24 protein-coding genes are annotated in these 21174 nt (G+C 49.4%); all 24 read right to left on the reverse strand.

All coding sequences use genetic code 11. From position 1 onward, the window contains the following. Positions 1-55: 55 nt before the first annotated feature. The 24 genes from CLR69_RS06100 to CLR69_RS06225 all read right to left on the reverse strand — a co-directional run bounded on the left by CLR69_RS06100 (position 56) and on the right by CLR69_RS06225 (position 21141). Positions 56-1075 carry a DUF6453 family protein gene (locus tag CLR69_RS06100; RefSeq protein ID WP_129711346.1) on the reverse strand — a complete coding sequence of 340 codons (1020 nt, stop codon included), beginning with the start codon at positions 1073-1075 and terminating at the stop codon, positions 56-58. Next, complete coding sequence (locus tag CLR69_RS06105) at positions 1068-4466, reverse strand: TipJ family phage tail tip protein (RefSeq protein ID WP_129711347.1); 3399 nt, start codon at positions 4464-4466, stop codon at positions 1068-1070. Before CLR69_RS06105 ends, CLR69_RS06100 begins: the two co-directional genes overlap by 8 nt. Before the next feature lie 9 nt (positions 4467-4475). After that, positions 4476-5006 (reverse strand): tail assembly protein, encoded by a 531-nt coding sequence (locus CLR69_RS06110; RefSeq protein WP_129711348.1) that lies wholly within the window; start codon positions 5004-5006, stop codon positions 4476-4478. Next, positions 4949-5677, reverse strand: a complete 729-nt coding sequence (locus CLR69_RS06115) for a C40 family peptidase (protein WP_165345946.1) — start codon at positions 5675-5677, stop codon at positions 4949-4951. Before CLR69_RS06115 ends, CLR69_RS06110 begins: the two co-directional genes overlap by 58 nt. After that, positions 5674-6378 (reverse strand): phage minor tail protein L, encoded by a 705-nt coding sequence (locus CLR69_RS06120; RefSeq protein ID WP_129711350.1) that lies wholly within the window; start codon positions 6376-6378, stop codon positions 5674-5676. The genes CLR69_RS06115 and CLR69_RS06120 overlap by 4 nt, the downstream gene beginning before the upstream one ends. Positions 6379-6436: 58 nt before the next feature. Continuing rightward, positions 6437-7174, reverse strand: coding sequence for a hypothetical protein (locus CLR69_RS06125; protein ID WP_129711351.1), 738 nt, complete (start codon positions 7172-7174; stop codon positions 6437-6439). A 63-nt stretch (positions 7175-7237) separates the two neighbouring features. Next, positions 7238-7588 carry a phage tail protein gene (locus CLR69_RS06130; RefSeq protein ID WP_129711352.1) on the reverse strand — a complete coding sequence of 117 codons (351 nt, stop codon included), beginning with the start codon at positions 7586-7588 and terminating at the stop codon, positions 7238-7240. Positions 7589-7913: 325 nt separating this feature from the next. Next, positions 7914-11543, reverse strand: a complete 3630-nt coding sequence (locus tag CLR69_RS06140) for a tape measure protein (RefSeq protein ID WP_129711353.1) — start codon at positions 11541-11543, stop codon at positions 7914-7916. Between the two features lie 73 nt (positions 11544-11616). After that, entirely contained in the window at positions 11617-11994 is a 378-nt protein-coding gene (gene bamE / locus CLR69_RS06145) for an outer membrane protein assembly factor BamE domain-containing protein (protein ID WP_242451564.1), read from the reverse strand. A gap of 21 nt (positions 11995-12015) precedes the next feature. Continuing rightward, positions 12016-12309, reverse strand: coding sequence for a hemolysin XhlA (locus CLR69_RS06150; protein ID WP_242451565.1), 294 nt, complete (start codon positions 12307-12309; stop codon positions 12016-12018). Continuing rightward, positions 12299-12661 carry a hypothetical protein gene (locus CLR69_RS06155; protein WP_129711354.1) on the reverse strand — a complete coding sequence of 121 codons (363 nt, stop codon included), beginning with the start codon at positions 12659-12661 and terminating at the stop codon, positions 12299-12301. Before CLR69_RS06155 ends, CLR69_RS06150 begins: the two co-directional genes overlap by 11 nt. Before the next feature lie 634 nt (positions 12662-13295). Next, complete coding sequence (locus CLR69_RS06165; protein ID WP_129711356.1) at positions 13296-13721, reverse strand: hypothetical protein; 426 nt, start codon at positions 13719-13721, stop codon at positions 13296-13298. An 89-nt stretch (positions 13722-13810) separates the two neighbouring features. Next, positions 13811-14482 (reverse strand): DUF6246 family protein, encoded by a 672-nt coding sequence (locus CLR69_RS06170; RefSeq protein WP_129711357.1) that lies wholly within the window; start codon positions 14480-14482, stop codon positions 13811-13813. 58 nt (positions 14483-14540) lie between these two features. After that, the gene (locus tag CLR69_RS06175; RefSeq protein WP_129711358.1) at positions 14541-15299 is read right to left on the reverse strand and encodes an Ig-like domain-containing protein; all 759 of its coding nucleotides are present in this window, start codon (positions 15297-15299) and stop codon (positions 14541-14543) included. A gap of 55 nt (positions 15300-15354) precedes the next feature. After that, positions 15355-15738, reverse strand: coding sequence for a phage tail termination protein (locus tag CLR69_RS06180; protein WP_129711359.1), 384 nt, complete (start codon positions 15736-15738; stop codon positions 15355-15357). Further along, positions 15735-16103, reverse strand: coding sequence for an HK97 gp10 family phage protein (locus CLR69_RS06185; RefSeq protein WP_129711360.1), 369 nt, complete (start codon positions 16101-16103; stop codon positions 15735-15737). Before CLR69_RS06185 ends, CLR69_RS06180 begins: the two co-directional genes overlap by 4 nt. Positions 16104-16105: 2 nt before the next feature. Further along, positions 16106-16456, reverse strand: coding sequence for a hypothetical protein (locus CLR69_RS06190; RefSeq protein WP_129711361.1), 351 nt, complete (start codon positions 16454-16456; stop codon positions 16106-16108). 3 nt (positions 16457-16459) lie between these two features. Next, on the reverse strand, positions 16460-16630 hold the full coding sequence (locus CLR69_RS06195) for a 50S ribosomal protein L13 (protein WP_129711362.1): 171 nt from the start codon (positions 16628-16630) through the stop codon (positions 16460-16462). Beyond that, positions 16630-17007, reverse strand: coding sequence for a DUF7370 family protein (locus CLR69_RS06200; RefSeq protein ID WP_129711363.1), 378 nt, complete (start codon positions 17005-17007; stop codon positions 16630-16632). The genes CLR69_RS06195 and CLR69_RS06200 overlap by 1 nt, the downstream gene beginning before the upstream one ends. A 2-nt stretch (positions 17008-17009) precedes the next feature. Next, positions 17010-17405 carry a hypothetical protein gene (locus CLR69_RS06205; protein WP_129711364.1) on the reverse strand — a complete coding sequence of 132 codons (396 nt, stop codon included), beginning with the start codon at positions 17403-17405 and terminating at the stop codon, positions 17010-17012. A gap of 9 nt (positions 17406-17414) precedes the next feature. Next, positions 17415-18491 (reverse strand): major capsid protein, encoded by a 1077-nt coding sequence (locus CLR69_RS06210; RefSeq protein WP_129711365.1) that lies wholly within the window; start codon positions 18489-18491, stop codon positions 17415-17417. A gap of 10 nt (positions 18492-18501) precedes the next feature. After that, positions 18502-18942 (reverse strand): hypothetical protein, encoded by a 441-nt coding sequence (locus CLR69_RS06215; protein ID WP_129711366.1) that lies wholly within the window; start codon positions 18940-18942, stop codon positions 18502-18504. Between the two features lie 3 nt (positions 18943-18945). Then, positions 18946-20343, reverse strand: coding sequence for a DUF2213 domain-containing protein (locus CLR69_RS06220; protein ID WP_129711367.1), 1398 nt, complete (start codon positions 20341-20343; stop codon positions 18946-18948). Positions 20344-20394: 51 nt separating this feature from the next. Next, a complete protein-coding gene (locus CLR69_RS06225) occupies positions 20395-21141 on the reverse strand; it encodes a hypothetical protein (protein ID WP_129711368.1) in 747 nt (248 codons plus the stop codon). Positions 21142-21174 lie beyond the last annotated feature (33 nt).

Below are 21174 nucleotides of genomic sequence, written 5' to 3' on the forward strand. Positions count from 1 at the left end.
ACGTAAAAAAAAACCGCCGAAGCGGTTTTATGCTATTAGGAACTAATGCGAGACTTTAATTACCGTAATTCTTTCCGTCCAACACCATCAGGTGCGAGGATACGAACTCTATATCTCTCACTCCAACTCTAGTGACCCTGCTGACCAGCAGGTCGCCCCGTACAAGATGTGCTTGGTTACCAATTTTCATGAGTGCGGTGGTCCGTATCTGCATATTTTGCAGCGTTGTATCCACTTTGTACCCATAATCCCTGATCTGGACGAGATTTTTTGCGTACGGTAAGGGTTGCGCGTTCCGTGTTGGGGTGAACCCTGTATTGGGGTAAATTATAGGAACGTTCTCTGATGAAAACGTTATATCCCCCATCTCGTTATATACTGCAATACCCACTGTTGGAACGGTAAGAGTAGCACCAACTGAGAACACATAAATATCGACTTCAACATCAGCACCAACCCTGCTGATTTTGTAATTTGATGCGTCATACTGTATAGCAGAATCAGCGGAACTCCAGTCGCCAAACACTATGCATCGTCGCCTATCCCCAACAGATTCAGGGACTATCCATCCTGCCCCATTTATTACCACTGTCTCCTTGTGTACCATGGCGCAGATTTCTGACGTGCTATTGAATTGCGTCCAATCAACACCGTCTGTTATTAATAATCCAAAATCTGAACGCTCTTGAGTATCAGGAGTGAGAATTTCATAAACATCAATGACGCCCGAATTAGGGATTTCTTGCGTGTTCGTCCATGACAGAGAGTTAACCTCAACTCGCACAATATCACCGCTGACCGCCACCTTTGCTACATTGTTAACTCTATATCCGTTCAGTGTACCGCTACCACTCAGAAACCACCAATTACCGGCTGTAACAATGACAGGCAGGAGAATCGAGCCTGGTGTTTTATTCGTTATCTGATAATCCCATGCAAAGTAAGATATTTGTTGGTTCGTAGGTACTGGAAGAGTGATGGTTTGCAAATACCTAACCGACACGCACCCACTAATAAGAACTTGTTTGTTGTTGAGCATGTCTGGCGTCACCATTATGTCAATTATTTCAGACATCAGGAGCCTCCCCCGTAATTACTCCGATTTGTATGCGCAATCTCTTTCCTGAGTCAACGAACGATAAATTGTTTTCTGGTTTGCTGATCAACCAACCGCCGATACCGCCTGATTCTTTATAGCCAGATGAATATATAGCGTTTCCAATTTTAGCGTTATTTATAGCTGAGTCGGCAATTTTTGCACTAGTGATTGTTGCGTCACCAATCACCGCACTACGCAAAATAACTTGCGTTCCCTGATTGGTGAATATCGGTGTTGGCACCCCTCCGGCATTAGTCATCATCGTAAATCGGTCAGCTAGCATAATAATATTTGCCTGCATCCCATCCTGAGAATTTGAAACATCAAGACCAATACCTGCAATGTATTGATGGCCATTCGAATCGACAGCAACTTTAATTGATCGATACGCTGACATTTTCGCATCCATGCCATTTACGATACTGCTAACGTCGCTGATTTCAGTTGAGACGCCGTTGACAGTTGCAGTCAGCGTATTGATTTCTGTTGCCTGTGCCGTTAATTTTCCGTCCATATTCGACACTGACGTTTGCAGCCCACTCACAGCAGATGAATTAGCAGAAATACCGGATTCCGCATCTGTCATTTTACTGTTCAGATTCGTAATATCCTGCGCTGTTGTCTGTTCAAGCGTCGTAACTGTCTGCTGTAGCGCATTAAGATTACTGTTAGTTGTGCCGATCTGGGATTGCATTTCCAACATAGCAATCGTCCGAGCCTCAACCTCACTGGCGACAATGGCACGGGTTTCAGTGATTTCCGCAACTCGCTCGCCGTTCTGTGCCCGCCAGCGGCGGGTTTCTGAGTCGTTAGCTAGGCTATTGCGGATAATCGCTTTGGCCTGTTCAATGCTGTCACGCATACCGTCAGCTATTTGCTGAGTGTTGTTTTCAATGTCGCCAGTCAGCGATTTCCATGCATCTGTTTCCATCACTTTTTCTGCAATGTGATTTGATAACTCCTCAATATCATCATCTGGCTGACCACTGACAGTTATGAATCCAGACACACCAAATGCCGATCGTGTCCTGATGTATGCATGATATGTGGCGCCAAATTTCAGTTGAGAGGCGACCCACTGTGAGCCTCGTCCGAGAAACTGAGCCTCAGTTTCTATTTTTGATGCATCAGTGATTTTTTGCTCGCCAGACCACCAGAATTCAAATGTCGTATCTGTTGTTGCGCTAACAGGCATCACCGGAATCATTGTTGCCTGAAGAACGCCGGGTACCCACTGAACAAATGATGGAGCCTGCGGAGCACCGATGATCATGCTGACCTGAGCCTCTGCCCCCTTCATGCCGTTATCGTTGCGGCCTCTAACACCTAGCGTGTAATTGTCAGCATCGATCCCGTAAAATTCATAACGAAACTGGTCAGTTTCGAACTGAGCCACAACCGCCCCATTTTCGTTATAAACGTATAACTCAAACATCAGTTTTTTAGTGGTGGTCGCAGTCTCCCATGTGGCCGTGACCTGCACAGTTCCACTGTTGGTGTTGATGATTTTCAGGTCCTCAATATTAGGAACCCGATAGCCATTCAGCGTGTCTGACGGGGTTTCGAACACAGCGCCCTCGTCTACGATAGCCTGCTTGTTCGGGTCGTGCAGTGTCGCGGATATGCTATAGAGTGAGCTGTTGTCATCTTCCGACACTGCCATGATACGCCACAGGCGAGTACTGACCTCTCCAGTTGAGATGACGAACACTGTGCCGTCCTTCACCCATGCAGGCGCTGATCTCAATGTGATAACTGCGCCGGATACAGTGACAATCTCATGCTTCGCAAACTTACCGTCGACCCCCATGATCGACATCTTGTCACCTGTTCCAACAAGCTCAGACACATCTGCATCAACAGTGATAACAGCACCAGCGTGAGAGATTATCCGGCCGCCGAGACGGGTGGCGCCATGGTTGTTATCCATCACTTCAATGATGTCGCCAGGCAGAAATGCTATAGCATCCCGTGCCATCTTAAATGTGACCTTTTTATCCTCAAGCTTGGCGCTCTCTACCAACCATTTGGCGGTGCGAAGCGCCTGACCCCGTGATGTACAGCCAAATGCCTCAATCGTGGTTTCGTTATACTCATATCGACCGATCATCGCGTCATCGGAGTAATACTCTTTCACTTGTTCCCAGCCGTTGTTCGGGTCAGTCCAAGATACAACCACGGCATTAAATCGTTCTGAACGCTTCATTGAGCTGTATGTAAACAGGCCATCAATAACATTGGCATTTGTCACAGCAGAGACCGGGTCTTGCGGGCGATCAATCATGATAGAGAAGCGCATTCCATCCCACAGCGCGATACCACGGAACATGCCTGCGATATCATCGAGCAACTCGCGCGCACTCTTCTGCTCGGTGATATAGGCGTTCAGAGTGAATCGAGGCTCCTTACCACCGTACCCGTCATCTAATTTCTGATCGCAGAACTGCGAGAGCACATAGAGGCTGCCATCATCAACATCGATATAGCCAGCCCTGCGAGCCAATCCGTATCGTGTATTTTTCACCAGCGCGCGAAAAATCCAGGCGGGGTTGTTTGTCCATGCTGATTTAAATCCGCCAGTCCAAATGCCAGAATAGGTTCGGGTCTGTGGGTCGTAGTTATCAGGCACGTCAACAATTACTCCGCGCAAGTAATACGTGCGATTAGGGGTATCGGTATACTGGTCACGGTCGATGACTGCGCCACATACTGCTGTGAATGGGTATGACAGGTTGTCATCAGTGATTTCCGTGTAACTATTCCACACAGTCCCGTTATTCAACAGGTCACTGGTGCTGTCTGGAGTTATGCGACGAACGCGGATATCGAAGGGCTTTATTTCCGGCGCATTAATAACATGCGCCTCAAGGTACTCACCTGAAATCTTCCCTGTGATAGTCACTGTTTTTGCTATCTGGTATGCATTGTTTCCTGTGCGGGTTTCGATAACCATCGTCACACCGGTGTTCTGCTGATTCCCCTTAGTGTCCTGCTGTACGAGAGCATTAACACCGAGGTTTAAACGCACACGGGTAACATCATTATCTGTAACGGTGCGCACAAGTGGCGTTGCCTGCGTCACATCTGTATTGATGATAACTGTCGCTTCAATCGCATCAAATCCGTTAATCGGTGACTGATCAGCAGAACCGGGACGCCATGCGACGCTCACGCCGGGGATATTTACAATACCGGACGCACTGGTTACTGGGGTTTTATTGACTCTGAATGACGAGAGGTGTTCTTGATCTATAGGTCCATAAATTGGCCCGTCCGAAACGATGTCGAGAACGCGGTAAAACTGTTTTGATGTGAGGTTGTCATTAACTAGTGTTGGGGTACTTCCGCCACCGCCGCCTGAACTCATATTTCCGCCTTAGCTAATAGAGATGTTCCAGTCTTTGTTGTTGCTGGTATCAATGCCGAGTGAACCAACGTTTGAACCAACCACCATTTCACCCAGCAGTAATGGGACAGGGCGACCCTGCCCTACGCGGTTCTCTGCACTGGTGAATGAGTTGTTCGTAATTGAGTTGGATTGAGCAGCATCGGCTGAGCTTTTGGTCTTCATATTCGATGTCATGTAGAGCGAATAAGCGACCGAGGCGACGGTAACCGCCACCATCACCCACATTACAGCTGCGGCTGATAGCGCAGCTCCTTCGACAATCGGCACAAATAGGACCGTTGAGCCGTCTTTTAGGTGTCTGTCCATGTGGAAGCCAAGCGTGTCTTTCGACACATCAGTGCCATCAATGCGCATGCGGATACGGGATCTGTAGAAGTCGCGCTTGAACGCGGGAACCTGAGCAAGCAGCAGCCGAAGCCCTTGCGCCGGGGTTTCTACGTTTAAAGCGATCTGGCGGAAATGTCGTCTGAGATTCCCCGCAAATCTAAAGATAAGCATTCTTCATGCCTCCAGATTGAGTGAGTAAGGCGCAGGTAAGCGGGTCGCAGGAATTCGCGGCGACTTAGCCGGCCATGTAATTCATGATGTAGGATTGTGTTATCGCCGAGGTAAATCATGGCATGGCACGGATCAGTTTCAGCAAACGCGCGGCGGATCATGACGTCGCCGGGCTGAATTTTACTCATGCTGACTTCTTTGAAGCCATTATCGGCCATGTTTTTCAAATACAGATTCTCGCCACGCAACCACCAGCCGTTAGTGCGCTCAAAGTCCGGAAGGTCGATACCGCACAAGTGATAGGCGTCGCGGAACAGCGTGTAACAGTCCATAGAGCCATGGATGAATGTGCGCCCCAGCAGATACGGCACTGGCCGGAATTTTCGCAGTTCACCACCACTGGCTAGCCACCATTCAATCCCGGTAGCCAACTGCGCCTGACGGTCAGCGCTGGACAGCACTAACTTTGGTATTGGGTGAGAATGAAAAACGGCGGTGATTTCCCCCGCCGCTTCTGCTGATAACCAGTCATCGTCACTTATTCGAAAGTGCAGCACCGGATTCGGGTGAATGTTGCGACAGCGAAACAGCGTACTGCTATCGACGATCAACCCACACGCTTCAGATGATGAAGTGGCGGCATAAACCAGGCATTCATCCTCTATCATCATGAAACCTTCGCAGAGCCAGGAAAACCGCCATATGGCATTGCTGACGGCTTCGGGTGTCGCTTCCGGCAGCCTGACGTGTGTTTTGAGCACTTGTCCTTTGTCGGGTCAGTCGTGGGAAAATCTTTTTCATCAGCTACTGGAGGTCCTGAGTATCCACAACCCTCCCCCCGATAAATCCACTGGCAAACATCAGCCAGGATTGTTCTCGCCGGGATAATGGCATTATCGCAGTCAACCGGAGTTGCCAGGCTGTACGTAACGGTTTCGAATGTCTCCTCTGTCATCTCTTCAATGACGTATCGAGAAACAGCTTCCATTGTGGGATCTGCATCCGGGTTACCGCCGGGGAAATTAACGACATCGAGGTATTTAACAGGCACTTGCCGCCGAGTCACCACCGCACCGAGAGCATCATCAAAATCGCTATTGATGCCAGTAATCAGCCCGGTGATATTCGCCACCTTCATCGTCGGACGCGAGTATGTTCCCTCTGATTTCACCTCAAAACCTTCCACGGCTATTGGGTATGCCGAGTAAATCGAACCTTTCCAGATAACGTTTCCGTAGTAGCCATTTGAGCCACTGTGAAACCGGATCACATCTCCCCCAAACGACTGAAGGTCTACTTCAAACAGGTCAAGCATTGCGCCGACTCCGGCATCAACGCTCTCTATGATGAGTTCTGCTGGTATGTCTCGCACAGATTTCTCCAATAAAAAAGGCCGCGCGCGGCGGCCTTTGAATTGTCAAATGGATATATTATAGAATATTAATGATTTTTATATCTAGAGTTTCCTCTATGGCATTCTCCATACCATCTGAATATATATTTAATACATTATGAAGGCACTCATTTATTCTCATTAAACCATCTGAATTTTGGCGTTTAATATCATTAAGTGAACTAGCCCCATCATAGGTCAGCACGTTAGATTGAGCTATCATCAATTCAGTCAATGCTTCAGAAAGTTTTTTATTAACCTCATTCAATTGAATATTCACACGTTCAACATTCCTCACCAAATTAATATAATCATTAGAATTTACCACTCCATCCTTAACCCCAAGAATTCCATAATTAACAGAGGCTGAAGCATCACGCAAAATTCTAATTAATTCAGCTAGCAACCCTATCGTTGGATTAAAACAATTAAAAATAGCAATTTTATCTTCGTTCAGTTTTGCATGGGAAGTCTGGTAACGAATAGCATCAAGCTGACCATTAGTAACATGAATTATCTTATGTGACAAAGATTTAAAACCTTCAACCTCATTACGCAGTGATTTTATTTTAAATAGTTCACTTCTAATTGATAGCGCAGATGATACCTTATTTTTATCAAAATGAACACCTATCCAACCCTTAGCGTTTCGATAAACTAGAAATGCTATCAAAAATGTTAACAAGGCAACAATAATAGAAATTAACGAGAAAAAAACGCCAATCAAATCTTTATATTTTGACACAAAAACGTCAATAAGCTGAAGAATATCCATAACCTATTCCATTGACATAAATACGTTCCTGTATGTTCCTTATTTTTAAATTAAAAATCAAGTTCAACGAGTTACTTGCTCAAATGTAGCTGTCAAATCGTACTGTCCGCCTGTCTTTTTTATCGACCATGACCGACACACAAACAGCGTCTGCACATCAGTATCAGATGGTGTCCAGTAAAACGACTCGACCGCCATTCTTGCTTTCAGGAACGCCTCTGCCTGCTTCGCGTAGTTCGGCCTGCCGCACAGACCATCAACGCCAATAAACGTCAGCGAATAACTATCCATCAACGGGTTGATGCCTTTAACCTGCCGCTGTTCGTAACCGTCGCCGAGTTTCACGACAGCCACATTCGGTGCACGGCTAACCGTGAAGCCTTTTTGTGGGCTCCATGTGAATGTTTCAGGCATGGAAAACTCCAATAAAAAAACCCGCCTCGGCGAGTTTGCTTTCTTAATGTTAAATCAGAAGGTGGCAATTAAATCACGCAATTGCTGCTTGGCTTTTTCGACGGCGCGATTCTCAGTTTCTGCCAGTGAAGCGTCTTTATCGAGAGGAAGAATTACCTCTACAGAATGTCTTCGTGGCGGGCTTCATAATCCTTGAATTCAACCGTAGCCAACACTCCCTGGCCGTTCACGTTATCAAAGGCAGTGATTCTGCTTACTTCAACTTCCATAACCATTTTGATTTCTCCTGTGCGTAGATTGATCAACCGTAATACCGAAACTCTGATTATTTTCGCCCCTGAAGCATACCTTTAGGTCTGGTGCTCTGGTCTCTGATTATCAGCATTGTGTCTGTCTTCCATGCCTGCCTTAGCTGCTTAATAGTCGCATCATCTAAACCATTAGTGGTGTTGACCGTCAAATTCATCACCTGATTTAACGACGTTACACCACCACCGCCCATCATGTCCTTGTTGCTGATCACCTTGCCGTTATCGCCGGGGATCATATACTGCTTACCGGTGCTGGCTCGGTAGATTTCCGGCTTACCGCCCTCGCCTACCCGATACATTGAACCAGCAGATACAGGGCCACCGTGCTCGCGTGCACCTGCCAAGGCCATCCCTTTTGATGCAACGAGGGCGGTACTATATGCAGTCGTTCCGACAGTAGACGCTGAACCCATTGTGGCAATGGAGGCGCTTACCGCCGCTGGAGCCCATGCAGCCGCTGCCGCTGTTGCCTGCGCTGTTGTGGCAGCAAGTGCTGCCGTAGCAGCTACTTGACCCATCAGTGCGTTTTTTACCTGCTGCATCCCCATCTCAACCAGCGCCCCCACCACACTGTTAAGAATAGTTGTGCCGATATTCGCTAATGCCTCACTTAGGTTTTGTGTGCCATTGAGCAACCCCGTAATGGCGTTGGTAGCACCCCCTTGCAAGGCATCGACTGATGAAGCCAGTAGCTCATTAGTCATATTCTGGTTGCGGTACAGTTCCCACTGAGCTTCGATACGTTGTTGCTCGTATTGAGTGTTAGCGGCGTTCATCAATTCAAGACCGCGCTGAGTAATTTCTCCCTTCTGTGTCTCAAACTGCTGAATGAGCGCCAATTTACGGGTATTTTCGTTTGCCAGCGCCTGCACCGGATCAACTAATGCCGCTGATTGCTGTGTTGGGGTTACCGCGGCGTCCGCCCGAATCTTGGCGAGGTTGGCCTGATGATTCGCTTCCAGTTGCTCGGATTGCTGGTTGTACTGCTCCTGATTGATCAGCAATACGCCGTTGGAATCCTTCGCATCTTTCAGAATTTCAAGTTGGGATTTTTGCTGGGCGTAATTGGCGTTTTCTTTCAGCACCGGAATAGCATTCTGTGCTTTCAGCGCTGCCGCTTTATCCCACGCAGCTTCCGCATCCCGCTCAACCTGCGCGATCTGCTGTGGAGTGGCGTTGGTTAACTTCTGCTTTGCTGCAAATATCGCCTGCTCGCGTGAGAGATCGCTTATTGAATCAGCCGACAATGCCGCCTTTTGGCGATATTCTTTTAATACTTGCACATTTCTCTGTGCCTGTGATTCAGCCTTTTTGCTCTCAGCATTGCTTTCCTTTAATGCCTTGGTATTACTCTCAGTCGCGGCGTATTTATCCTGCAAAACAGCAATCGCTTTGGGGTCTGTTATTCCGGCATCCTCGGCGTCATATTGCGCTTGCAGTCTGGCCCTTGCTGCACCCTCTTTTTCACTGAGTGCCAATCGCCTTTCAGCCTGCTTGATCAGCTTTTCACCAGCCTCCCCGCCCCAATTTATTTTCAGGCTTTCGGCGTTAAAGCTTTTCAGCGCTTCGGTTGACGTGTTCAGCTTCTGAGCAAGAAACGCCTGAGATCCGCCGAGGATGGTTGTTTTCCTTTCGGCTTCCGCCAATGCCTGCGCGTTATCACGGGCGGCCTTCATTTGGTCGAGAATGCCTTGATTAATGCGAATATCCATCTGCCGCCGCGCATCTTTCGTGCTGGCTAATTTCTGCTCTTCGGCGTAAAGATTGGCGTTGGCCTTCGCTAATTTATTCGTTATACCAGTGGTATCAATATCACTATTGCCATTGCGCGTTGCCAGCGTAACCCTTTCCCAGAGTTGTCTATTTAAAAGTTCAATTTCTTCCCTTAAGCTACTTATCGATTTTTCTTGGTTTTTTATTGAATCTTCTGTATGCGCCCTAACACCTTGGGCTTGAACCAGGTTCATTTCCTTTAGTTTGCTAATTACATCAGGCAATGAGTCGGCAAAAGCGATACTCTCTTTTCTGGCCTCAGCTTGTCTCTGGGCATATAAGTACCATCCGGCAGCCACCATCATTACCACACCAGCCGTACCCCCCAGAGGCATCAGGAAGGTATTTACTGCCCTGAGCGCCCCCATCATACTAATACTAGTTGCCGCAACCCTTGCTTGGGATGCGGCTAAAGCTCCGTTCGCTGTCCTTGCCGCCGCCGTTGTTGTAATTACGTTCGCATTTGCTGCCGCTATTCTGGCGCTAGCGCTTTCATATGCTACAGCCCTAGCATTTTGCGCAACGGACTCCGCTCTAGCGACCTGCTGAGTAAGTGCCGTTTCTGCTTGTCGAAGTTGAGCCATGCGGGTTGCGGTTGCGATCCGACCCTGTTCGGTAATTTGTGATCTTGCACGCTGGATTTCTAACGCCTTTTCCGCCTGTATTTGCTGCAAATTCACTTTAATGCTGGCTAGCTCTGCGTCAGCATGCGCAACCGTTGCGACTGTTGATGCATTCGTTGCCTTTAAGCTAGCAAGCGATTCAACTGCGCGTTGGCGCTCAATGATTGCAGCTTCTTTCTCAACTACAGCGCGGCGCTGAATAGCGGTAGCTGCACCCAGTTCATCTTTTGCTAGTTGTCGATCTGCTGCTGATTGCTGAAGAGATGCTGCTGTTAGCTTCACCTTTCCTATGACCACCGAAGAAAGCGCAGTTACCAATTTTGTACTCATCACGGCAGCCAAGGCGGTGGCTGAGATGGTGACGGCATCGATAAACTTCGGCATGTTTTGTGAATCGTTGCCGAAATTAAGCAGCGCATCGGCAGCAGAGATAATGCCGTTAGTGAACGACTGCAACGCCCCCGTCCCCTTCTCGGTCTCCACCAGAATGGCGGTGATCGCCGTTTTCATGCGCACGCTGGCGTCGGTGAGGTTATTCGCCATGCCAGCGGCAGCGGTCGAGTTGGCCTCTAGTGACTGGCGTAATCCTTCGGAAAGTTGCTGCGCGGTGATCTTCCCGGAAGAGCCAAGAGAGCGTATTTGCGCTGATGTTTTACCGCTTGCCGTGGCAATATCGTCAATCACAGAGGGAATAGCTGCGATTATGGTTTCCCATGAATCGGCCTCAACCTTGCCCTTATTCATGGATTTGGAGAAGGCGCTAATCGCCCCATTAGCCCGGTCTACGCTGGTGGCGTTCTTCACGAATGCGTAGGACATCGAGTCCTGAATGTCGATCGCCTGATCCGTGGTGTAATTCATACTGCGCAGGCTGGCAGCGGTGGTAATGTACAACTCCTGCGCCTCAGCTAACGATCGGTAAGTGCCGTTGGCGGTTTTCAGTAGTCGCTGCTGTACGTGCTCGAATTCCGTCTGGCTAGATGTCGCCATCTGTACGCGGTCTGACATCTCTTGGTATTTCTGAACCATGTCCGCCAATCCGCGTAACGCGGTAGCAGCCATAACCAGTTTAATGGCGGAGGCCAACTTACTCATGCCTGATTCAAGGTTTGTAACAGCTCTTGCGCTACGGTCAAACCGGTCTTCCATCTGATCCAATCGCGCATTAACCTGACGCTGAGCATCTAGCAGACGACCAACTTCCGCTTCAACCTGATATACAATTCTACCGACAACTTCTTCAGCCATGATTTTCTCCGGGCAATAAAAAACCCCGCCGGAGCGAGGTTGTTAAATTCATGCTATCTCATATTTTGATAGCTTACTTTTTCGCAGCATCTGCATATGCCTTAGCTGTTTTTTGGGTTGATTCCATTATGTCATCCGTCAAGGTTTGCTGTCCCCACTTGGTGACTTTTCCACCAACAAACGTAACGGTTAGCCGATCGGTTGCCATCTGTTCGTTATCGACGATAGCGTAGCCATATGCAATTTTATTCCAATATATCCAACGCTCTCTTTCTTGGTTAACGTCTGTCCTGCGCGGCGCACCCATTATCTGCATTACGTCAGGTTTTGACATGCCTAATGCAAGCTGAAGTGATCTTTGATTGTAATCAACAGTATCTAATTTAGGTGCGCAGCCTGTAACCACCATTGATGAAAATCCAATAAATAGTGCCAATAGTACTTTTTTCACATTCCTACCCATTGGTAAACGTCAGAAAATCAGTTTAGCTACAGCCATAATTAGGCCAGCAGTGCCAATAATGGTGGCTGCAATCCACTTTGTTTGCGCGGAAATCGTCTGATGAATATCGATCCTGACAGACGAGATGTCCTCTTTTGTCGCATAGTTGGACTTGATGACCGCGACATCCTCACGAATAGTCGATACTGTGCTTTCCAGCTTATCTACTCGCTTCTCTAACATGGAATCACCTCCACCATTGCCGCCGCCATATCTGGGAAAATCACCGATAACAACATTATCATCGCTCGCGCTACTTGCCATCCCTGCTTTCCTTTTCTTCTTCAATCCATGTAAGTACAGGCCATACAGCCAGATTACTGATAAACCCACAATTTCTGCAAATAAGGCGATATTGGTATTTCATAATAGAATAATTCGGCCCAGCAGATTCAACTCGAACATAATCGACATAAACCTTAGTACCGCTACCGGCGGGATAAACAATAAGCTCCTGTGTTTGAGGGATACCAATATCCTCACTACCACACATCAAACACTTAACAACATGCACGCCTCGCTTATAAAGGAATTCCGACAGCAATTCTGGAGACACCTTAGACAGGCGTTCGTGCACCTCCCGGCCTAAATCCCTTTCATCTTCCGAATTTGACATTTCCCGCTTACCCCACTGGTAACATATGCTCACAGGTTAGCATAGAGGTAATGCAAAAACCCGCAGTTAAGCGGGTTGAAATTATTAATCAGCCTTAGCTGCTAGAACCGCCTGCAATCCGTAGTTAATGCTATCACGCAGATGGCTGGGTTCGGATGTTGCGATGAAAACGACTGCTGCAATGACGCAAGCTATGTAGTTCTGGTTGGTTAAGAGTAACCGCATAATCGTCTCTTTGTTGTGGCGTTAGCAAAAATTCTGCCATACAAAATCGGCGAGCGACAAGAAACAAACGGTACAAATCTAGGCCAAAAAAATTAATCACAGTCAAAAAGAAAAACCCACCTGAGTGGGCCATACCAACCTGATCCAAATTAATACCACACAAGGAAATATCGTGGGAGAATCAAACAAAACACTCTTCATAGTTATATGGGTTATCACATTTTTCCCATGTTACAGAATGGCTCGAAAAGCTGGATTTGGCTGGCCAATGGCTATTTTCCTGTCCATACCAGTGATCCACTACATCAGCCTGTATTTCTTTGCCTTCAAAAAGTGGCCGACCTTGCCGAACGCGTCATAAAAAACCCACCGAAGTGGGCATCAGCTATAAATACAGAAAAATTGAATCTCAACGCACATCATCCCAACTAAGGTTCTCTGCAACCTTGCGGAAAGTGCCTGGACTCGGCACTCGGTATTTGTACCAGTTGGTATCAAATACCGCATTTTGCTCCTGAGCTAACGTTCGGCCTTCGCGTAACATCTCTAAGAAGCCTGGCTCTTCAGTGACTTGATTCACAACGATAACGCTCATCGGGGCTAGATTATTGTAAAGACTGTAAAGAGAAACCAATGCCAAAGCCTCTTTCAACCCACGCCCAGCTCGTCGCCCATACCCCATTAGCTCAGCTAGTTCCCCATATGTAATCAACTTACCTGATTCTTTGTTGGCATGAGCATATCCAGACAAGATGTACCAAATCATATTGGCTTGCTCATAGCGACGGGTATTCCCCGGAGTAAACTCTTTTAGTTCTGGAACTGTTTTTTCCATGACACACCTGTATTAATTTTCACTATAGAGTGTGCAAATTAATACAGTTAACTTATCAAGTCAATGCTCCACGTGTTATATTTTCTGCCTTATGCCATCTTCAGCCGCCGCGCCTTCTTCGCCATATAGTCATCTGCGACCGCGTCATACTCTTCCCGCGTAAAGCCCTTCTGTTCGGGATATTTTGCCGCCAACAGCATTTGAAACTCGGTCATCGTCAGCAATTCGGCTTCCGTACGGCTCATGCCGAAGTGATTACGCGCCGCATTGATGTAGTCGAAGGCGTTAAATTCCTTGGTGGCTTCGCCGCCTTCATGACGCTGGAGCTTACGTACCTTCGCTTTGCCAATAATGCCATGCACTATCAGAGACTGAGCGAGAACCACCATATCGAACTCGTCCATTGCTCCGCGCCGGATTTTGAATGTACGTCCGCGCGTCCTGGCAGGTCGAACATCTCCAGTGAGTTCACAGATTTCATCATCGCAGCAGGCATCAAGGACGCTCACCGCCGCAGACAGGGCTTTCCTTCCATATGTTGAGCTTTTGATGTGCTGAACGATCCACTCGGGGATACATCCGTAAGCCGCCATAGCTCTCTGCATTAGGCCTGAAACCTCGTCGTGGTGCAGGTCATAGAACGCCGAAACAATTTCCTCCGGTTCACCGATCCTTGTCATGTTGGCGAAGGAGGGTCTGAAAAAGTAGTCCCGTTCGCCGTAGGTGATTAGGAGTTCACCTATCTCTTTCATGAGTGTCATGTTCTTAATCCTTAGCCAGCATTATATGGGCCTCTACTGGAAGCCCCGGGAATGATGACTACACAGTCACCGTGACAGCGAAAACGGCAGTGAATTCGCCATCATCAGTTTTGACGGTGATATTCGCGCCGCCTGCCGTTGCACCCGATGGGGCGCTGACCGTTACCGTGTTACCGCTGATCGTCGCTGTGGCGCGTGCTGGTACAGACGAGGCTACCGCAAAGGTTTTCTCAGTTGCATCGGTCGGCGTAACATTGACGGCGAAGGTTGTCGAAGCACCAGCAGCTACAGATGCACTGGTTGGTGTAATGGTTACTCCAGTGACCGGAATATCAGCGTCGGTATCAAGAACCTGAATAGTGTCGGCTGCCGCCACCTTAAACTCGGTAGAGAATGTGATGATGTCGTTGGTTCCACCATCAGAACTTAGAGCGTTAATCAGCATGTAGCCGACGAAGGTGATCGGACCGAACTCCATTCGCACCCACAATGTCGGCTGCCGAGCGGCCTGAATCTCGTTGTTGAAATATTTGATCAGTCGACCTACGCCGTACTGGTCGAGTTTGTCGTTCTTCCGCACCTCGCCCTCAAAAGAAATGGTGAAGTCAGCGTTGGTAACGATGCTCTCGACATAGCCTTTGGTGTCGTCGGCATCCGAAGTAACGCTGTTCGGCGAAAAGTCGAAACCCTTGCTAGTACCGGCGGCCAGAGCTTTCCATTCGGATTCCTGCGGAAGCGCATCGGCGCAGCCATCAGCAACTTCCAACACGATCGCACGACCAAACAATTTCGAATTGTTGGTTTGGCAATTAGCCATAGTATTACCTCGTTATAAGTAAAAAATCCGCCGGGTGGCAGATTGTTAATGTTGCTTACTCCCCGTAGAGGCAAGCGAATTGGAGTCGGAAGACAATCCTTCCTTCATCGGTGGGTATCGGAGGTGGTATACCGCCCATGTTTTCAATTTGCCCTACGCAACTGTCACTAATCGGATTTTCCTGCACGTAGTCGATAATGTTTTGAACTGCCTGTGCAGTGGCTGCACGCTTATCCTTCGGACCGATAACATCCACCAACACGTAATGTTCTGCGCCGAGGTCTTTGCGAATTGGAGTGCCGCCATTGGGACGGAAGACTATAAATGCGTCTGTCGCCTTCTTCGTGTCTTCAAAAAATAGCAACTGGACAATGCGTCCCTCGGTAAGACCGGCAGTCACAAACACGTTTTTAACCCGTTCATACATCGATGGGGTCATACCGATAATTCCTTATGCACCACAGCATCAATCTGACTGCGCATATCGTCAAAGCCTTTGCGTAAAAACTCTTTCTCAGCTGTAGAACGCCGGAAATTCTGCTTCACATTAGGGTCATGAACTGACAGCGCGTAATTTGCTGAATAGCCGACACGCCCAGTAACACGCATGCCGTTAATGACTAGCTCTCGGTACTGGCTGTTTATCAGTAACGATGTGTCGATAGGCGTGTACAGCGCAGCCTGTGAACTACCGATAATTAGCGCTGACTGAATGGCCCGAGCCACCTTCCGGCCAGATATGTCCTCAATGAGATGTTTCATTCTGGCCTTGGCCTGGCCGATGCCTCTTACTTTTCCAGCCATGGCTAAACTCCCGTGATAATGGCCCAGTCGTCAACAAGGCGGTCAAAGGTGTCTTCGAAGCAGACAGATTGCATCACTTCGTCAGCACCGGCAGCCAGCGGGTCTGCATCAGATGAAACACCGATCATGATGTAATCGCCGGTGTCAGCATCAGCGAATTCTGTCCAGAACGTGTTTTTCACCACGCGCTCAGAGCCGATATCGCCTAAGCGCTTACTCAGGCCGCCCTGGTATCCGCAGTCGATGACCAACGGTTCGGCGAAGCCCGCCGGGTCGCCGTATTCATTACCACCATCGAGCCGCTTCCAGAACGTCGCCTTGCCCGTATATGACCAGCGGCCAATTTCTGACATTGCTCACTCCTTCCAGCTCAGCACGGCCGCACCAGTCGCGCGAATGCGCTGACAGTTGATGTGCCACTCGACATTCGGCTCAACGAATCCGGTAGTCTGCCGGTTGGTATCGGTCAGCACCCAGACGCGGGCGAAGGCCTTGGGTTGACGTTCAGCGACAGAGGTCCACTCCATCAGCAGCCTCCAACGACATCAAAGAATCCGACTGACGAGCCAGATAGAGGCAAGTCGCCCAGGCATCCGTTCTTGTCCCAGGACAGGATTTGTGAGTAGAGGTGATCCGTTCCGGCACTGTCGTAGGTGAACGAGCGAGATGCGCCGGACGGTGCTGATTGAGAAGCTATTTTACGGGCACCGGACAAGGCTGCCAGTCGCGCGGCTGCATATATGAGAAGTAGCTTTTGCAGGCTTTCGGAATAGCCCGCCCCATCCATACACCCAGACGCGGCGCTAACCTGGTCAATAAGCAACTGAAGCACAGCATCCGGGACCGCGAAGCCCAAGTCAGTCATCAGCGGCTTAACGTCATCAAGCGTGATTTGGGCTGCCATGGTTACTTCGCCTTTTTGGTTGCTTCGGTCAGAGCCGCTTCTGCGGTTTCAGCACGAGCATTCGCCGCTGTCAACTCAGCAGCGTGAGCAATGTTCAACTGCTCCAGCACCTCAGCGTGCGCTTTGTCTTTCGCTTCGAGAGCGGAATGAGCAGTGTTCAGTTGCTCCAGCGCGTCATTTAGTTGGCTCTGCAGCACATTGTCATTACTGACAGGGGCTGACAGCGTTGCCACTTCAAACACCAGTTTCTCGCCCTTCTCTTTCGTCGGCTCTGCCTTGCCAGCCGCAACCCATTTTTCAGCGACCACGTCGTCAACTTCATAAACCACGCCAACCTCCAGTTTCTGGAAGCTGGCACCGGCAAAGAGGTTTGCTACCAATACCTTTACGAGTGCCATGTTTTATCCTTAGCTCGAAGCGTAAACTACAGAGAAGTGACCAGCGATATCCTGCTTGACCATCAGGCCAGCAGCCCCCCATGTGCGCCACACGTAATCGCTGTTGTAGAACTGGCGTGGGTCAGCAACGGTACCGAACGCCTGGCCGACAATAGGAGCGATAACGCCAGCCCCCAGCGGCAGAATCGTGATCTGGTTACCGGCCAGTTCCGCATCTTCTTTGATGTCTTTAATGCCAGAGAGCTTTTTAATCTCTTCCAGCACCGTGCGCAGGGAATTCACGTCGAAATACTGTTCCCAGTTCGACATGATTTCGCTGGAGACGTACCAGGTCTGCTCGCCGTACTGATAGTTCTGCAGCTTCAGCACATCGCGCAGCAATATTGCCTGTGCACGAATGGCCTTAGGATCGGTACTGGTCGCGAAGTTGAAGGTCAGCGTAATCTGAGCGACACGCTCATCAGCACGCAGGCCTTTCCAGGTTTTATCGTCGAACTTGATAAAGTTGCCTGCTTTGTCGCGGAAACCGCTCCAGATGTAGTCCACGTACTGACGACGAACATCATCGACAGATCCGGACTGGGCATCAGCCAGGGAAGCCAGCGCAGAGCCTTTGTTGAATACCGGGTCACGCCAGTTGAACTTGAAGCCGGAATCGTGGATCGGGACCATCGTGCCGTCGAAGGTGTAGGATTTCGCGTCCAGCGCCGCACCAATCTGGCCAGACATAGACGTATGCGCCCAGCCGCGACCGCCTTTGCGGGCGTACTCGTACACGGATTCTTCGAGGCGAACCGAGCGCGACAGCGGCATCAGGTCATTCAGTAGAGTGAACTCGGTGTTCGGCTCGAATTCAGCCAAAACGGTTTGATCGTAGGCGCGGTACAGACGACGGATATCGTCGACCGCATTCACTGCATCCAGCGCCGGGGCGTTAGCGGCGTCACCGCGCGCGCGGGTACGTGCGATGAAATCAGCTACAGCCTGAGCGCTGGCGTTACGAGCAAACTGCAACTCACGAAACTGAGCGGTGTTCGCCTCAAGGTTCCGGGTGGCCGTAGCCTGTTGGGTGGAGAATGCAAACATTCGTTGCTCCTTACTTGATGACTACGCGCAGCAAATCGCCGGCGGTCGCAATGGTGTATGAACGGTCTTCTTCCACGAAGGCGCGGACCGACTCATCAGCGGCGGCAACTTTTACGCGACCATTGACGATGGAAAGCGGCTGACCTTTGGTGTAGGTACCGGCCACAGCTGGCACGTTGAAAAAAACGCCTGGGGTCGGATGCATAGCAACCACCCAATCACCGGCCGCAATGATGTCGTCGACAGTTTTGCAGCGCAGATAGTCGTAGTTGGCGACATAGAGGATCGCGTCTTCGTCGCCGTCCACGGAGGCAGTAAACTTCTTGGTGGTGTTATCGAAGAAGCCGATCGTACCTGGCGGGGTTGCTGCGGCAGCGGCCCCCTCGCGATGAAGCTGCGGGTTGGCAAAGATGCCGCCCGCGTGAATCACGTGTTTCCCGTCTTTAGCCATTTCTTACTCCGGCATTTCGCTGAAAGATTGGTTGTTGTTCGCCTGGCGGAATGCACCACTCAGGCCCGTGGAGGTTTGGCACTGCGCGTAAAGACCATCAAGCGCAGCACCGTCGAGAGCGTTGACTGCCAGATCGTCGAGCTGGAATTTAGCTTTCACCGCAGCGCGCTTTTCGCCTTTCTCTTTGTCGGCGTTCACCGCAAGACCGCTTTCGATGGCGTTGAGTTTGTCGGCAAACGGCGCGAACCAGGCGGGCGCCTGATCGCTGTTGGTGGCCTGCTCTTTGGCCTTTTTCTCATCCGCTTCTTTCTTTTCGCGGGCGACTTTTTCTTCCGGCGTTTCGCTTTTCGCTGCTGCCTTATCGGCTGCCAGCTGGTTGTAGGCGTCCATCAGCTCGTCATCAGACTTACCATCAGTCGGCTTACCAGCGGCTTTCAGCGCATTGATAATCAGTTCTTTCATCGGATCATTCTCTCCGTTGGTTTTAATCTCGTACTCAGTGGGTTTGCGCACGACTTCTACAGGTTCGCCGACGAAAACGGCCTTGCCGGCTTCATCGATGAGGTACTTCTGTTTGAAATATTTCGCGTCATCGCGATAGATGAAGGTGTCCGGCCAGACAGACTCGGGCCAGAGGTATGAATCGGTGCCGCGCCCTTCGCGAAGTTTGTCGCTGATGGCGCGCTGGATATCGTCGAAGGAAAAGTTCGAAGCGTTGGTGAAGAAGAATCGGGTCTTGTTGAGCAGGCCATCGCGGGTGCAGTCGATTCCGTCAGCAAGGCGAACCAATTCGATCTGCTGCTCTTCGCCGTCCGAGTTAACGAAGATTCCTACGCCCTCCTCCGGCGTGCCGGCACCAAGCTCATCAAGCAGCACAGCAACATGGTCAAACATCATGTTGGTGGCGATCTCGTTGTACTTCTTGCCCTTCGACTCGCCATTTGCGGCGATACCGGAATACAGCAGGCCGGTGGAAATGTGGATCGGGTCGGAGTTGGTACCGGCCAGCATCTCATCCAGGCGGTTAATCAGGCGCTTGCCCTTCTCACTGGATTCGGCGTACTGGCGGTTAACGTACATGTCGCCCGTCACCTTCCCGTCTTTGTGGCTGACGTTTTGCAACCATGCCCCGACGTGGTACTCGTTCACCGCCCGGACATCGCGCGCAGATACATGCTTGCCGTCCACCTTCGGGTGACCCAGAGGCATCGGATTACGCTCAAGCGTGTTGTAGGCCTTTTCTATTTCGGCTGCCGGGTACAACTTCCGGTTCATCACAATATCGTCAACAACGGGCGTGATGCCGCGAACCACGATATGTGGCTTGCCGTCGATGGTTTCAGTAGTGATGTTTGAAGCGGAGTTGACGACGGTCAGCACGTTAACGCGATTGCGTTTCATGCTGGATCCTCATTGGTGAATTTCAGGCAATAAAAAACCCGCCGGAGCGGGTTATTCAGAATCAGGAGTAATTACTAATTGAAACGTGCTATTTATATCCCTTGTCATTATTGGGTGGGCGACACCAGTCAGATCTCCAACCTTCAAAACATAAGGGCTTACTTCACCTTTACCTCTGTCGAGGCTTATCCTGAACTCTTTTTGGTGTTCATAGGACTTTTGTTTGTGAAAGATAGCCTCTTCTTCGTTGGTCAAAGAAAGCGTCTGGCTTTGGTCGTAGTATTTAACTGTTTTAGCTATCATTTCTGACGCCTCGCCATTATCGACAAGATGCTGCGAGGCTGCCTGAACCTTCTCCAAGAATAAACCTGTATTTGGGATAACCACCGCATATTCTCCCAGATTAACCACATCTTCTGGTACTGCGAAGTAGTCTTTTAGAAGCTCAACTTGTTCAGCGCTGATTCTTCCATCCAAAGAAATATCATGTGAATGAAGGGCCATTAAACAGAGAACATTTACAGAGTCGAAGTGGGTTCTCTTGATCGCGATTGGGGCTGCAATGTCTGAACTTGGTATTTCAAACTCTTGATCTCCAAATTTGAAGATCATCCTCATCCCTGAAGGCTGTAACCATGCGCTTAGAGCTTCATGTTTATCACCAATATTTCCAGAGTGTTCTTCTTCAAGGTCAATGAAATACTTTAGGGGATTCATGTACAAATTCCCTTTAATAAATTCATTTCTATATTCTTCTGAAGAGAATATTTTCACAAAGAAACCAACGCCTTGCTGCATGAGCTATCTCCTAATGGAAAATAGCACCATATA

This window comes from Pectobacterium zantedeschiae, from assembly GCF_004137795.1.
Taxonomy (GTDB): Bacteria; Pseudomonadota; Gammaproteobacteria; order Enterobacterales; family Enterobacteriaceae; genus Pectobacterium; species Pectobacterium zantedeschiae.

Excerpts from the sequence above, each read along its gene's own strand:
- CLR69_RS06205 (WP_129711364.1), bottom strand. The coding sequence starts at position 17,405 with ATGGCACTCGTAAAGGTATTGGTAGCAAACCTCTTTGCCGGTGCCAGC.
- CLR69_RS06200 (WP_129711363.1), bottom strand. The coding sequence starts at position 17,007 with ATGGCAGCCCAAATCACGCTTGATGACGTTAAGCCGCTGATGACTGAC.
- CLR69_RS06110 (WP_129711348.1), bottom strand. The coding sequence starts at position 5,006 with ATGCTTATCTTTAGATTTGCGGGGAATCTCAGACGACATTTCCGCCAG.
- CLR69_RS06165 (WP_129711356.1), bottom strand. The coding sequence starts at position 13,721 with ATGGAAAAAACAGTTCCAGAACTAAAAGAGTTTACTCCGGGGAATACC.
- CLR69_RS06225 (WP_129711368.1), bottom strand. The coding sequence starts at position 21,141 with ATGCAGCAAGGCGTTGGTTTCTTTGTGAAAATATTCTCTTCAGAAGAA.
- CLR69_RS06125 (WP_129711351.1), bottom strand. The coding sequence starts at position 7,174 with ATGGATATTCTTCAGCTTATTGACGTTTTTGTGTCAAAATATAAAGAT.
- CLR69_RS06150 (WP_242451565.1), bottom strand. The coding sequence starts at position 12,309 with ATGGCAAGTAGCGCGAGCGATGATAATGTTGTTATCGGTGATTTTCCC.
- CLR69_RS06185 (WP_129711360.1), bottom strand. The coding sequence starts at position 16,103 with ATGGCTGGAAAAGTAAGAGGCATCGGCCAGGCCAAGGCCAGAATGAAA.
- CLR69_RS06180 (WP_129711359.1), bottom strand. The coding sequence starts at position 15,738 with ATGACCCCATCGATGTATGAACGGGTTAAAAACGTGTTTGTGACTGCC.
- CLR69_RS06220 (WP_129711367.1), bottom strand. The coding sequence starts at position 20,343 with ATGAAACGCAATCGCGTTAACGTGCTGACCGTCGTCAACTCCGCTTCA.
- CLR69_RS06190 (WP_129711361.1), bottom strand. The coding sequence starts at position 16,456 with ATGTCAGAAATTGGCCGCTGGTCATATACGGGCAAGGCGACGTTCTGG.
- CLR69_RS06105 (WP_129711347.1), bottom strand. The coding sequence starts at position 4,466 with ATGAGTTCAGGCGGCGGTGGCGGAAGTACCCCAACACTAGTTAATGAC.
- CLR69_RS06155 (WP_129711354.1), bottom strand. The coding sequence starts at position 12,661 with ATGTCAAATTCGGAAGATGAAAGGGATTTAGGCCGGGAGGTGCACGAA.
- CLR69_RS06130 (WP_129711352.1), bottom strand. The coding sequence starts at position 7,588 with ATGCCTGAAACATTCACATGGAGCCCACAAAAAGGCTTCACGGTTAGC.
- CLR69_RS06195 (WP_129711362.1), bottom strand. The coding sequence starts at position 16,630 with ATGGAGTGGACCTCTGTCGCTGAACGTCAACCCAAGGCCTTCGCCCGC.
- CLR69_RS06170 (WP_129711357.1), bottom strand. The coding sequence starts at position 14,482 with ATGACACTCATGAAAGAGATAGGTGAACTCCTAATCACCTACGGCGAA.
- CLR69_RS06215 (WP_129711366.1), bottom strand. The coding sequence starts at position 18,942 with ATGGCTAAAGACGGGAAACACGTGATTCACGCGGGCGGCATCTTTGCC.
- CLR69_RS06210 (WP_129711365.1), bottom strand. The coding sequence starts at position 18,491 with ATGTTTGCATTCTCCACCCAACAGGCTACGGCCACCCGGAACCTTGAG.
- CLR69_RS06175 (WP_129711358.1), bottom strand. The coding sequence starts at position 15,299 with ATGGCTAATTGCCAAACCAACAATTCGAAATTGTTTGGTCGTGCGATC.
- CLR69_RS06140 (WP_129711353.1), bottom strand. The coding sequence starts at position 11,543 with ATGGCTGAAGAAGTTGTCGGTAGAATTGTATATCAGGTTGAAGCGGAA.
- CLR69_RS06115 (WP_165345946.1), bottom strand. The coding sequence starts at position 5,677 with ATGATGATAGAGGATGAATGCCTGGTTTATGCCGCCACTTCATCATCT.
- CLR69_RS06100 (WP_129711346.1), bottom strand. The coding sequence starts at position 1,075 with ATGTCTGAAATAATTGACATAATGGTGACGCCAGACATGCTCAACAAC.